Source organism: Taklimakanibacter albus (genome assembly GCF_016595235.1).
In the GTDB taxonomy this organism is placed as follows: domain Bacteria; phylum Pseudomonadota; class Alphaproteobacteria; order Rhizobiales; family Aestuariivirgaceae; genus Taklimakanibacter; species Taklimakanibacter albus.
Genome location: NZ_JAENHL010000008.1, coordinates 760153 through 773243, shown reverse-complemented (window position 1 = coordinate 773243; position 13091 = coordinate 760153). Strand labels below are relative to the sequence as shown.

The window sequence follows — 13091 nt, the reverse complement described above, 5'->3', positions numbered from 1 at the left end:
GTGCTATAGTGATCCGGGGGACTAGGAGAAAAAGAGACCCATATGAGCCGGGCTTTCGTCAAAGAGCAAGACGGGCAAGATACCCCTGAGGAACTGCCGGAACATCCGATCAGTCCCAATCCCAATTTCGTGACGCCGCGCGGTCTGGCGCTGATCGACGATGAGATCGAGGCGGCGCGCAAGATTCTGGCGCATGCCCAGCATGAGACCGACCGGGCCGGCATCGCGCGGGCCTCGCGCGATCTGCGCTATTGGACGCAGCGCCGGTCGACCGCGCAGCTGGTCGAGCCGCCCAAGACCGCGACGAAAGTCGCCTTCGGAACGAGGGTGACGGTGAAGCGCGACGATGGGCGCGTGCAGAGCTTCGCGATCGTCGGCGAGGACGAGGCCGATCTCGAAAAGGGTTTCATCGCCTATACGGTGCCGATCGCGCGTGCTCTGCTCGGGCTCGAGGTCGGCGAAGAGGCAGAGCTGCCGGGTGGCCGTGGCGAGATCACCGCGCTCGAGGCGCTATCGTAAAGACTGACGATTGCGCACATCATCCTTATTCCCCCTTCTCCCGCCTGCGGGAGAAGGTGCCCGATAGGGCGGATGAGGGTGTTGGTCAGTCTGGCGGCAGCTTATCCGCGAGCGCCAGAAGGATCATATCCATCACATCGTTGAAGCGATGAAATATATCGTCATTGAGGATGCGGAGGACGCGATACCCCTGTAACTCGAGATAGGCCGTGCGACGCGCGTCGTAATCTATGTCGCGATCCTCCGAATGGGTTGCACCGTCGACCTCAATGATGAGGGCGGCTTCGCGACAAAGAAAGTCGACCGTAAAGGGGCCAACAGAATGCTGGCGAATGAATTTATGTCCTTGCAGCCGCCGAGCGCGTAGGCCTGACCACAACCTCTCCTCCGCCGGAGTTTGACTCCGGCGTAAGCGGCGAGCTTGATCGAGGCGCTTGGGCTCAATTTGCCGCGTTGTCATGGCGGTACCATACACCCTCATCCGCCCTTCGGGCACCTTCTCCCGCAAGCGGGAGAAGGGGGATTTTTTGGTGCGCGCCGCAACTCAAAATCGATCAACGCGGAAAGCTGACAGATCGATATTGCTGGGCGTGTCGCTGAGCATCTCGCTCAACAGGCGCCCGGTCGTAGGCCCCCAGGTAAGCCCCATATGGCTGTGGCCGAAGCCATACCAGACATTGCCGAGCTTCTTGGACGGGCCGATGACTGGAATGCCGTCGGGCGTGCCGGGCCGGCGGCCCATCCAGCGCGACACGTTCTCGTCGATCGGCCGAAGATTGGGCAGGCAGCGTTTGGTGAAGCGCCACAGGATGTCGGCACGGTTCCAGTTGGGCGGCGCATCGAGGCCGGCGAATTCATCGGTGCCGGCGAGGCGCAGGCCGACATCCATGGGTGTGGTCGCCATCGGCGAGGCGGCATAGGTGAAGGAGCGGCCGAGGGTGACGCCGGGATCGGGGATCACCAGGTGATAGCCGCGCTCGGCTTCGAGCAGCACCTTGTCGCCGAATTGCGTGGCGAAGCTCTTCGAATAGGCGCCGGCGCAGATGACCAGCCGGTTGAGCACCCGTTCGCCCGCCGCCTTGAGCCGGATTTTTGAAGCGCGGCCGGCTTCCTGGGTTACTTCTAGCACCTCGTCGAGGAGGATCTCGCCGCCATTGCGGGTGAATTCCTCGGCGATGGCCGTCACCACGGTCTTCGGGTTGCGCACATAATACCAGCCGCCGTGAAAGGCCCCGCAGGCGAAGTCGCGCGCCATGTCGGGCTCGATCTCGGTGATTTCGGCCGCCGTGAGCCGCTTCATGTCATAGCCGTGCTCGCGCTTGACGCGCCGCTCGGTCTCTTCCGCCTGATATTGCGCCTCGGTGTCATAGAGGCGCAGTGAATCCTTCTTGACCATGAGATCGCTCGCTTTGGCCGCCTTGAGCAGGGTCTCGAAATCGCTGACGACACGCAGGCCGAGCGCGGCGCGCGCCGCGGTGATCTTGCGCACCCGGTCGGGCAGCGCATTGCGCCCCGCCGCCAGGAACCACGGCAGCGCCTGGGGCAAATAGGACCAGCGGATGGTGAGTGGGCCTAAGGGGTCGAGCAGCCAGCCCGGGATCTTGAGCAGGACGCGCGGATGGATGGTCGGCACCACTTCGCAGAAGGCAACGCCGCCGGCATTGCCGAAGGAGCAGCCTTCGCCCGGCGCCACCCGGTCGATCACGGTGACCTTGTGGCCGGCGCGCTGCAGGAAGGCGGCGGTCGAGATGCCGATGATGCCGGCGCCGATGATGGTGACGTGGGAAGGGGCCATGGATGGGACACTCGCGGGGCGGGGGCCCCGTACTTCGAGCCATTTGAGGCCTGCGTCAAGGCGCGAGAACGACGCGGCTTATCCAGGTCTGGCTCACTAAAAAAATCGTTCGCCCCTCGCTATTTGCTGTGTGGATTGTAACTATCTCTGCGACGCCATTACTGGCGCAATCATCCTCGTTCTTGGACCGTCGGCTTACACCTTCGGTATCTTCTTCAGTTGGCTGAGGTTTTTGTTTGTTGATCCTGGCATAGACAGTTTTTCGTCGATCGCGCGATGCCGATCCGGGATTGTCGCGCGGTGAAAACAAAAAATGCCGACGGCCGACCGATTTTCAAGAATCTAATTAAGATATTGTTATATATTGTTTTTTTGTTTTCTAGAGCGAGGCGAGGGATCGGAAATCTCTCCCTTGTGGTGTCGAACCTCAGACGGTGGGTACTGGGCGGGAATATCGAATAATCTGGCACTCTTGCAACTTGCCGCAAAAACCTGCTCAATTCCCATGGGGGTGACAGAAACTACTGGGCGAAAATGGGGAAGCAGTTCAGCATTCAGGAAAGCAAACTTCCGGAAGCTCACAATAAACTACTGAAAGACTTCTTAAAATACGTATGTGAGACTTATAATCTGCCGGATCATCTCAATGACTTCCAGATTGAACAAGTTTCGATCGGAATCTCCAGATCAAGCAAAGTCTTCGTGCAGTCCGCATCTACCTACCCCTACTTTGTAAAGATAGGGGAGGACAAGAACATAAATCGTGAGAATAGTCGCTACGGGCAAGCGGCAAGGAAAATTCCCGCGCTCTCAATTCCACCCAAGGAACGATTCTTACAGGATTCCGAGTCTGGTAACTCCTTGGTTGCATTCCGTCACGTCGCGGTGGGGCCACACACACCGGGGGCTACGTCCTTATTCAGCAAGATGAAGAGCCTTTCAACATATGAAATAATGTCAGTCATTGATGACCTCTTCCATGTCGTGCTCTTTGATTTCCATGCATTTCGCTCTGCCGAATACAGCGTGGTTGAACTGAAGCCTCTCGATCGGGCAGCGTTTCAGGACAGCTCCAATTTCAAGCTGCGGAGCGAACTTGCGCAGATGCTTGGCCAGTATGACGCCATCGTGCGCGACGCCTCCAGTCGTGGCATCAAGATGCCCATTGGCCAGATACACGGCGATCTTCATACCGAGAATATTCTTTTAGGAAAGTATAACAATCCGATCGTCATAGATTTCGAGATGTCCCTACCGCACGATACGCTGGTTAAGGACTATGCTGAATTCGAGGTAGCTTTAGTCTATGCTGTGGTTAGTAGCTCGTTCGACGAAAGTCATGATGAGATAAAGGCATTCTACGAGCCTACCTATGTCTTTGGTGTCAGGGGCATATCGAAGATTTCATCAGCGCTGAGTCGCATTCGAGCTAATCTTTACGAGCACGCGTCAGATTTTGCGAAGAGCAATTCATTGCCAGTGGTGGACTTCTACAGAGACTTGTCGTTGATCTATAAAATATTCCTCCTTAGGTATTTTTGCTTTTACTCTCGGATTGCCACGTTGAATTCCGCAAACACTGCAATCGGTTATGCAATCACCGTGCTGTTCAAGGATTTGTTTGAGAATGTTCAGGCCACTTTGCAAGTTGGCGCGCGTCCGAGCGCCTGACCTAATATCAAACGTCACCGCCTCATTTCTTGAGTAGTCTTTTCCTCCATTTGTTACGGCGGACCGGTTCTGTTCTGATTGTTTTGGGCAATTCGACGCGCAGCTTCCGCAGGCACCGGTTTCCGTCTAACCTTCCTGTGAAAACCAGTGGAGACACGCATGGGGCGTTTGACGACGCATATATTGGACACGGCGCTCGGCCGGCCGGCCAAGGGCTTGAAGATCGAGCTGTGGTCGCTGGGCGAGGGGCCGTCCTTGCTCAAGACGGTGGTGAGCAATCAGGATGGCCGGGTCGATCAGCCCTTGCTCGATGGCGAGGAATTGAAGCTCGGCCAGTATGAGTTGCGCTTCCATGCCGGCGCCTATCTCAAGGAGACCGGCGCGCCGTTGAGCGAGCCGCCCTTCCTCGATGTGATTCCGATCCGTTTCGGCATCGCCAACAAGGCCGAGCATTATCACGTACCGCTGCTGCTTTCGCCTTACGGTTATTCGACCTATCGTGGCAGTTGAAGCAAATCCCGCCAAAGTTGAAGACTTTGGCGATAAGGATTTGCTCCTTAGAGAGATGCGATGATGCGCCCCGATTCGCTGCTCACCACCGGCTACCGCTATTTCGCGGCGGTGGCGGAAGCGGGATCGGTGCGCGGCGCCTCGCTCACGCTGAATGTCGCGGCCTCGGCGATAAGCCGGCAGATCATCCTCCTCGAGCGGCAGTTCAATTTTGCCTTGTTCGAGCGGCGCGGCCGCAGCCTGAAACTGTCGGCGGCGGGCGAGATCCTGCTCGCCGGCCTCAAGACCGCCATGCAGGGCCATGAGACGACGCTCGACCATCTCGATGCCTTGCGCGGGCTGAAGCGCGGCCGCATCCGCATCGCCACCGTCGAAAGCATATCTGTCTCGGCCTTGCCCGATCTCCTGGCGCGGTTCGCCGCCGACCATCCGGGCATCGAGATCACGGTGACGGTGGCGGGCTCCGATGCGGTGACCGACCTGGTGCGCAGCCATGACGCCGATATCGGCTTCACCTTCAATCCGGCGACGCTCGACGGGCTGGAGGTGCGCCTCACCCGCGACATGCCGCTCGGCGCCGTGATGCGGCGCGACCATCCGCTGGCCCGCGAGCGCAAGCTGCTCTTCGCCCATTGCCTCGATTATCCGGTGGCGTGGCCGGCCAAGGGCCTGAGCCTCAGGGTCATTCTCGACAAGCTGCTGGGCGCGGCGAAGAAGCCGCCGCCCAATGCCATCGAATGCAATTCGCTGCGGCTGATGGCGGCGCTGGCAAGACGCGGCCGCTGCATCGCCTTCCAGACGCCGATCGGCATCGAGCAGGAGATCGCCGACGGCACGCTCATTTTCGTGCCCTTGGCCAATCGCCGTATTCCGCCCGACCGGCTGACCATCGTGCACCGGCCGGGAAGTGCCGCCGGGCTCGCGGCCGGCGCCTTCCTCGATATCGCGGTGCGCCACTTCGCCGGCGGCGGGAAGGTGCGAAAATAGCGCACAGCCTGTAATGTTTATTATCCTTTTTCGTACACGGCGCCGGTGCTAGTTTATTCGGGGACATAATGGATAAAAGAAAAGCATGACGGGGCGGAACAGGATCAGATTTCTTCGCCGCGGTGAGGTCGTCGAGCTCACCGTCATGGCGCCCATGCGCACCTTGCTCGATTATCTCCGGCTCGAAGAGGCCTCGCGCGGCACCAAGGAAGGCTGCGGCGAAGGTGATTGCGGCGCCTGCACGGTGAGCCTCGGCTCCCTGAAGGACGGCCGCCTCGTTTATGAGCCGGTCAATGCCTGCATCCTGCTGCTGGGCCAGGTCGACGGTAAGGAAGTGGTGACCGTCGATGACCTGTCGCAAGGCGGCCGGCTGCATCCGATCCAGCAGGCGATGGTCGACAGCCACGGCTCGCAATGCGGCTTCTGCACGCCGGGCTTCGTGATGAGCCTATTCGCGCTCTACCAGTCGGGCGTCGCGGCGGACCGCCAGGTCGTCGTCGATCAACTGGCCGGCAATCTCTGCCGTTGCACCGGCTACCGCCCGATCGTCGAAGCGGCGCTCGCGAGCTGTACCGGCCGGCCGGACGATGCCTGGTCGAAGGCTCGTGGCGAGACGGAGAAGACGTTGGCCGGATTGGACGACGGCAGCGATCTCTTCATCGGCGACGACAACGGCTTCTTCGCCGCTCCGGCGAGCGACGAAGCGCTGGCGCAGTTGACCGAAAAACATCCCGACGCGGTGCTGCTGTCGGGCGCCACCGATGTCGGCCTGTGGATCACCAAGCAACTGCGCGACATCGGCAAGATCATTCATCTGGGCCGTATGCGCTCACTGTGCCGGGTCGCGGAAACGGCCGATGCCGTAACGCTCGGCGCCGCCGTGACCTATGCCGAGGCCGAGCGCGCGCTGGGGTCGATCGATCCCGATCTCGCCGAGCTTCTGCGCCGCATCGGCTCCAAGCAGGTACGCGCGTCCGGCACCGTCGGCGGCAATATCGCCAATGGCTCGCCGATCGGCGACACGCCGCCGGCCTTGATCGCGCTCGGCAGCGAGCTCGAATTGCGCAAAGGCACGGTGACCCGGGCGGTCGCGTTGGAGGATTTCTTCATCGCTTATGGCAAGCAGGACCGGGCGCCGGGCGAGATCGTCGCTTCCGTGCGCGTTCCCAAGCTCAAGCGCGACGAAGCCTTCCGCTGCTACAAGATCACCAAACGTTTCGACCAGGATATTTCCTCGGTGCTGGCCGCTTTCAAATTCACGCTCGATGGCCGCAGGATCGCCTCGGCACGCATCGCTTATGGCGGCATGGCGGCGACGCCGAAGCGGGCGGCGAAGACCGAGGCCGCGGTGCAGAATCTCTCGCTCGATGATGCGGCGGGCTGGAACCAGGCGGCCGACTGTCTGTCCGAGGATTTCCAGCCGATCGGCGATCATCGCGCCAGCGCAGATTACCGGATGCAGACGGCACGTGCGCTGTTCATCAAGGCGCTGACCGAAATCTCCGGTGAAGCGACACGCAACACGCGGGTGACCGGCGTCAGGGAGCTCGTCGATGCCGGCTGAGGTCAAACGTTTCACGACCGAGACGGTGGGCCTGGCGCTCGCCCATGACAGCGCCGCGCTGCATGTCCAGGGCCGGGCGATCTATATCGACGACATGCGCGAGCCCGAAGGCACGCTGCATGTGGCGCCGGGTTATGCAAGCGAAGGCGCAAAAGGCCGGATCACGCGGTGTGACCTCGATGCGGTGCGTAACTCTCCGGGTGTCGTTGCGGTGTTGACCGCGGCCGATATTCCGGGCGTCAATGATTGCAGTCCGGCGATGGGCGACGATCCGATCTTCGCCGAGGACGAGATCCTGTTCCACGGCCAGGTCGTCTTCGCGGTGGTGGCCGGGACACATGATCAGGCGCGCCGCGCGGCCAGGCGCGCCAGGATCGAAATCGCCAAGGACCCCGCCGCGATCACCGTCGAGGATGCACTGGAGCAGGGCACGCCGGACGTGCTGCCGCCCTACGAGTTCCGCCGCGGCGAGCCCGAAAAACGGATCGCGGCCGCGAAAATGCGCCTCTCCGACAGTTTCCACGTCGGCGGCCAGGAGCATTTCTATCTCGAGGGCCAGGTGGCTTTCGCCATGCCGGAAGAAGCGGGCGGCATGACCGTCTATTCCTCGACCCAGCATCCGAGCGAGGTGCAGCATTGCGTCGCCAAGATGCTGGGCGTGGCCGATGCCTTCGTCACCTGCGAATGCCGGCGCATGGGCGGTGGCTTCGGCGGCAAGGAAAGCCAGGCGGCGCAATGGGCGGCGCTCGCCGCACTCGGCGCCCATAAAACCGGCCGGCCGGTGAAATGCCGTCTCGACCGCGACGACGACATGATCATGACCGGCAAGCGCCATGACATGCGCATCGACTACGATGCCGCCTTCGACAAGACCGGCCGCCTGACGGCGGTCGACGCGAGCCTCCTGTCGCGTTGCGGCTATTCGGCCGATCTGTCGCTCGGCGTCAATGACCGCGCGATGTTCCATTCCGACAATGCCTATTATTATCCGGCGGTCAGCATCGAATCGCGGCGCCTGCGCACCAACACCGTGTCGAACACCGCCTTTCGCGGCTTCGGCGGCCCGCAGGGCATGATGCTGGCCGAGCGGATGATGGACGCCATCGCGCACCGGTTGGCGCTCGACCCGCTCCATGTGCGCAAGCGCAATTTCTACGGGCCGAAGCGCGACCGCACGCCTTACGGCATGAAGGTCACCGACAACATCATCGCTGAAGTCGTGGCCGAGCTCGAAAAGACCAGCGACTATTATGCGCGCCGCGAAGCGATCAAGGACTTCAACGCGAAGAACCGCATCCTCAAAAAGGGCCTGGCGCTGACGCCGGTCAAATTCGGCATCTCCTTCACGCTGATCCATCTCAACCAGGCGGGCGCGCTCGTCCATCTCTATACCGACGGCTCGGTGCATCTGAACCATGGCGGCACCGAGATGGGGCAGGGGCTCTATATCAAGGTGGCGCAAGTGGTGGCCGAGGAATTCGGCATCACGCCGGATCGCGTGAAGATCACCGCCACGACGACCGGCAAAGTGCCCAACACCTCGCCGACCGCCGCCTCGTCGGGCTCCGATCTGAACGGCATGGCGGCGAAGGAGGCGGCGTCCCAGATCAAGAAGCGGCTCATCGCTTTCGCCGAGCGCGAATGGCAGGTGGCGCCCGATCAGATCCGCTTCGAGAAGGGGCGGGTGATCATCGCCAATCAGAGCATGAGCCTCGGCGAGCTGGCGAAGCGTGCCCATCAGGCGCGCATTCAATTGTCGGCGACGGGTTTCTATGCGACGCCCAACATCACCTGGAACCGCGACAAGGTGAAGGGCAAGCCGTTCTTCTATTTCGCCTATGGCGCGTCCTGCTCGGAAGTGACCATCGATACGCTGACCGGCGAGATGCGGGTCGACCGCGTCGATATTCTTCACGATGTCGGGCGCTCGCTCAATCCGGCGATCGATCTCGGCCAGATCGAAGGCGGCTTCGTCCAGGGCATGGGCTGGCTCACCACCGAGGAGCTGGTTTTCGACAAAGAGGGCCGTTTACGCACTCATGCGCCCTCGACCTATAAGATCCCATGCGCCTCCGACGTGCCGGCGGATTTCCGCGTGAAGCTGTTCGCCTCGCCCGGCAACTTGGCCAATACGATCTACCGCTCGAAGGCGGTGGGCGAGCCGCCTTTGATGCTGGCCCTGTCGGTTTTTTCGGCGATCACCGATGCGATCGCCGCCCTCAAACCCGGAACGGCGCCGCCTCTGGAGGCGCCGGCGACCCCGGAGGCGATTTTGAAGGCGGTAAAGGCGATGTCCGCATGAAGGTCTGGGCTCACATAGCGAAATCGCTCGAAGCTGGTGAGCCCTGCGCCATGGTGTCGGTCTATCGTGTCGAAGGCTCAGCGCCACGTGAGGAGGGCGCCCGCCTGATCCTGACGCCGCGCGGTTTCCATGGCACGATCGGCGGCGGCGCGCTCGAATGGCGCGCGCTTGCCGAAGCTCAAAGGATGATGAAGTCCGGCCGCGCCATGTCGGTGAGCCGCCATGTGCTGGGCCCGGAGCTCGGCCAATGCTGCGGCGGCCGGGTGGAATTGCTGACCGAGATCTTCGATCCATCGGTGCTCGCGGAGATCAGGGAGCTCGCGGCGGCGGAAGCGGCAGGAGTGTTCAGGACAACCGGCCGGCTGGAAAGGGATCATGTCGAGAGACGTATCATCTCAGTTAATTCCCCTTCTCCCGTTGCGCAGCAATGGGAGAAGGTGCCCGACAGGGCGGATGAGGGCTCTTCTGAAACAGTTATGGTCGATCAAAGAGCCCTCACCCGGCCTTCGACCACCCTCTCCCATCCTGCGGACGGGAGAGGGGGAAAATTGGCCGAAGTCGGAAGCCTGATCGAATCCTTCGGCGAAACGCAGCGGCCGCTTTATCTCTACGGCGCCGGTCATGTCGGCCGGGCGCTGGTCCTGGCGCTGGCACCCTTGCCTTTCGCCATCCGTTGGATCGATCCGCGGCCCGATTCGTTCCCTGCCGCGATGCCGGCCAATGTCACCCCGGTCGAGGCGCGTGATCCCTTGGCCGAGCTCGCCGCGGCGCCCCGTGATAGTTTCCTTTTGGTCATGACCCACAGCCATGCGCTGGATCTGGCGATCATCGACAAGGCGCTTCGGGATAAGCGTTTTCCCTATGTCGGGCTCATTGGCAGCGCCAGCAAAAGAGCCCGATTCCTGAGCCGTTTGCGCCAGGCGGGTGTCCCGGATGCGGGTTTCGCCGCCTTCAAATGCCCGATCGGCGTGGCCGGCATCACCTCCAAGGAGCCCGCCATCATCGCCGCCGCCACCGTGGCCGAGCTTCTGGAACGGGATGAGATGTTGAGAACCGGGCGAATTCCTGGCTTTCAGGCCCGAACACCCTCTAGAATGGCTGCAAAAAAGGGCCAGGGCGGGTGACGGATAACGGCGGCAAGAACCATCTTCTTGAGGCGCTTCACATTGTGAAGACCTTCGGGTCCTTGCGCGCCAATGACGATGTTTCGCTGTTCGTGCGTCCCAGCGAGATCCACGCGTTGCTGGGCGAGAACGGCGCCGGCAAGTCGACGCTCGTCAAGATCATCTATGGCGCGCTGCAGCCGACCGCCGGCGAATTGCGCTGGCATGGTGCGCCGGTCACCATCGCGTCGCCCGCGGCCGCCCGCAAGCTCGGCATCGGCATGGTGTTCCAGCATTTCTCGCTGTTCGAGGCGCTGAGCGTCGCCGAGAATATCGCGCTGGCGCTGCCGGGTGCTTTCGACATCGCGGCGCTGTCGCAGAAGATCTCACGCATCTCCAAGGAATATGGCCTGCCGCTCGAGCCTTCCGCCATTGTCGGCGATCTCTCCGTCGGCGAGCGCCAGCGCATCGAGATCATCCGCTGCCTGTTGCAGGAGCCGAAGCTCCTTATCATGGACGAGCCGACCGCGGTCTTGACCCCGCAGGAAGCCGACCAACTCTTTCTCGTTCTCGAAAGACTGGCCAAGGAAGGCTGCTCCATTCTCTACATTTCGCACCGCCTCGAAGAGGTGAAACGCCTGTGCCAGTCGGCCACCATCTTGCGCCAGGGCAAGGTCGTCGCCTGTGTCGATCCGCGCCAGGAGACGGCGGCGTCGCTCGCCCGTCTCATGGTCGGCGGCGACATCCATGTCGTGCGGGCCAAGGCGAAGTCGCAATCCGGCAAGCCCCGCCTCGTGCTCGACAAGGTCGCGCTGAAGCAGGACGGTCCCTTCGGCGTCAGCCTGCGCGACATCTCGCTTGCGGTCGCGGGCGGCGAGGTCGTGGCGATCGCCGGTGTCGCCGGTAACGGCCAGTCGGAGCTGTTCGATGCGATATCGGGCGAGAAGCTTCTGGCACGCGAAGAGGCGCTGGTCATCGACGGCAAGCCCTGCGGCCGGCGCGGCATCACCGAGCGCCGCAAGATGGGTGCCGCTTTCGTGCCGGAGGAACGCCTGGGCCACGGCGCCGTGCCGGCCTTCCGTTTGTCCGAGAATGTGATCCTGACGCGTTACGCGTCCGACAAGAACCTCACCAAATCGGGAACCATCGGGCGCGACGCGGCGCTCGGCGTGAGCGAGCGCGTCATCAAGTCCTTCGATGTCCGCAAAGGCAAGCCCGACCCGGAAGCGCGTGCTCTGTCGGGCGGTAATTTGCAGAAATTCGTCGTCGGCCGCGAGCTCGACCGCAACCCGGCGGTGCTCATCGTCAACCAGCCGACCTGGGGTGTCGATGCCGGCGCGGCCGCCACCATCCGCCAGGCGCTGGTCGATCTGGCGCGTGGAGGTGCTGCGGTTCTCGTCATCAGCCAGGATCTCGACGAGATCTTCGAGATCGCCGACCGCATCGCCGTCATATCGCGCGGCCAGCTGTCGGAAGCCTATCCGGCGTCCGATCTCACGGCCGAGAAGATCGGCCTCCTGATGGCGGGCGAGCATGAGGTGAAGGAGGAACGCCATGCCGCTCGTGCTTGAGAAGCGCGCCGAGCGCTCCACCCGCATGGCGCTGCTGTCGCCGGTCATCGCCATCGCGCTGACGCTCATCACCGGCGCCGTGCTTTTCGCCATCCGCGGCATCGATCCTCTGCACGGGCTTTATGTCTATTTCGTCGAGCCCCTGACGCTGATGTGGTCGGTCGAGCAGTTGATCGTGAAGGCGACGCCTCTGGTGCTGATCGGCGTCGGTCTCGCCGTCTGCTACACCGCCAATGTGTGGAATATCGGCGCCGAGGGCCAGTTCACCATGGGCGCGATCTTCGGCGGCATGATCCCGGTGCTGTTCCCGGCCTGGCAGTCGCCGCTCACCCTCATCACCATGCTGCTCTTCGGCATTGCCGGCGGCATGGGCTGGGCGGCGATCCCGGCCTGGCTCAAGACGCGCTTCAATGCCAACGAGATCCTGACCTCGCTGATGCTGGTCTATGTGGCGCAGTTGCTGCTCGACTGGCTGGTGCGCGGCCCCTGGCGCGATCCACAGGGCTTCAACTTCCCCAAGACGATCACCTTCGACGGCTGGCAATTGCTGCCGATGCTGTCGGGCTCCATCCATCTGGGCGCTTTATTTGCGCTCGTCGCCGCCCTCATCCTCGCTTTCGTGATGGCGCGCATGCTGAAGGGTTTCGAGATCCGCGTCAGCGGCAATGCGCCCCGCGCCGGGCGCTTCGCCGGCTTCTCGCGCCCGCGCACGATCATGTTCTGCTTCCTGCTGTCGGGCGGTCTCGCCGGTCTCGCCGGCATCACCGAAGTGGCGAGCGTGGTGGCGCAGTTGCAGCCGCAGATTTCGCCGGGTTACGGCTTCACGGCCATCATCGTCGCGTTCCTGGGCCGGCTCAACCCGATCGGCGCGATCTTCGCCGGCCTGATGCTGGCGCTGAGCTATCTGGGCGGCGAGGCGGCGCAGGTCTCCCTCGGCCTGTCCGACCGCATCGCCAAAGTGTTCCAGGGCATCTTGCTGTTCTATATTCTCGCCTGCGACACGCTCATCCTTTATCGCTTCCGCTGGCTGAAGACGCAGGTCTCAGCCACGGTCCAGCCGGCGGAGTGA

Annotated in this window: 11 protein-coding genes; 9 read left to right on the top strand and 2 right to left on the bottom strand. The window is 62.3% G+C overall.

What is annotated here, in order from left to right; translation table 11 throughout:
- The first annotated feature begins 42 nt into the window (after window positions 1-42).
- Entirely contained in the window at window positions 43-519 is a 477-nt protein-coding gene (gene greA, locus JHL16_RS26500; protein ID WP_200187898.1) for a transcription elongation factor GreA, read from the top strand.
- An 85-nt stretch (window positions 520-604) separates the two neighbouring features.
- Here greA and JHL16_RS26495 read toward each other — a convergent pair whose 3' ends face one another.
- Window positions 605-979, bottom strand: coding sequence for an endonuclease domain-containing protein (locus JHL16_RS26495; protein WP_200187897.1), 375 nt, complete (start codon window positions 977-979; stop codon window positions 605-607).
- A gap of 84 nt (window positions 980-1063) precedes the next feature.
- Window positions 1064-2314, bottom strand: coding sequence for an NAD(P)/FAD-dependent oxidoreductase (locus tag JHL16_RS26490; protein WP_200187896.1), 1251 nt, complete (start codon window positions 2312-2314; stop codon window positions 1064-1066).
- 534 nt (window positions 2315-2848) lie between these two features.
- On the opposite strand from JHL16_RS26490, the gene JHL16_RS26485 reads away from it, so the two are divergent.
- From JHL16_RS26485 to JHL16_RS26450, 8 genes are all read left to right on the top strand, one after another.
- Window positions 2849-3985, top strand: coding sequence for a phosphotransferase (locus tag JHL16_RS26485; RefSeq protein ID WP_200187895.1), 1137 nt, complete (start codon window positions 2849-2851; stop codon window positions 3983-3985).
- Between the two features lie 159 nt (window positions 3986-4144).
- Window positions 4145-4495 (top strand): hydroxyisourate hydrolase, encoded by a 351-nt coding sequence (uraH, locus tag JHL16_RS26480; protein ID WP_200187894.1) that lies wholly within the window; start codon window positions 4145-4147, stop codon window positions 4493-4495.
- 60 nt (window positions 4496-4555) lie between these two features.
- Window positions 4556-5482, top strand: coding sequence for a LysR family transcriptional regulator (locus tag JHL16_RS26475; RefSeq protein WP_200187893.1), 927 nt, complete (start codon window positions 4556-4558; stop codon window positions 5480-5482).
- Between the two features lie 85 nt (window positions 5483-5567).
- Window positions 5568-7046: a xanthine dehydrogenase small subunit gene (xdhA, locus tag JHL16_RS26470; protein WP_200187892.1), complete on the top strand. Its 1479-nt coding sequence runs from the start codon at window positions 5568-5570 to the stop codon at window positions 7044-7046.
- The gene (xdhB, locus tag JHL16_RS26465) at window positions 7036-9348 is read left to right on the top strand and encodes a xanthine dehydrogenase molybdopterin binding subunit (protein ID WP_200187891.1); all 2313 of its coding nucleotides are present in this window, start codon (window positions 7036-7038) and stop codon (window positions 9346-9348) included. Before xdhA ends, xdhB begins: the two co-directional genes overlap by 11 nt.
- Window positions 9345-10472: a xanthine dehydrogenase accessory protein XdhC gene (gene xdhC / locus JHL16_RS26460; RefSeq protein WP_200187890.1), complete on the top strand. Its 1128-nt coding sequence runs from the start codon at window positions 9345-9347 to the stop codon at window positions 10470-10472. Before xdhB ends, xdhC begins: the two co-directional genes overlap by 4 nt.
- Window positions 10469-12022: an ATP-binding cassette domain-containing protein gene (locus JHL16_RS26455; RefSeq protein WP_200187889.1), complete on the top strand. Its 1554-nt coding sequence runs from the start codon at window positions 10469-10471 to the stop codon at window positions 12020-12022. Before xdhC ends, JHL16_RS26455 begins: the two co-directional genes overlap by 4 nt.
- The gene (locus JHL16_RS26450; RefSeq protein ID WP_200187888.1) at window positions 12006-13091 is read left to right on the top strand and encodes an ABC transporter permease; all 1086 of its coding nucleotides are present in this window, start codon (window positions 12006-12008) and stop codon (window positions 13089-13091) included. The genes JHL16_RS26455 and JHL16_RS26450 overlap by 17 nt, the downstream gene beginning before the upstream one ends.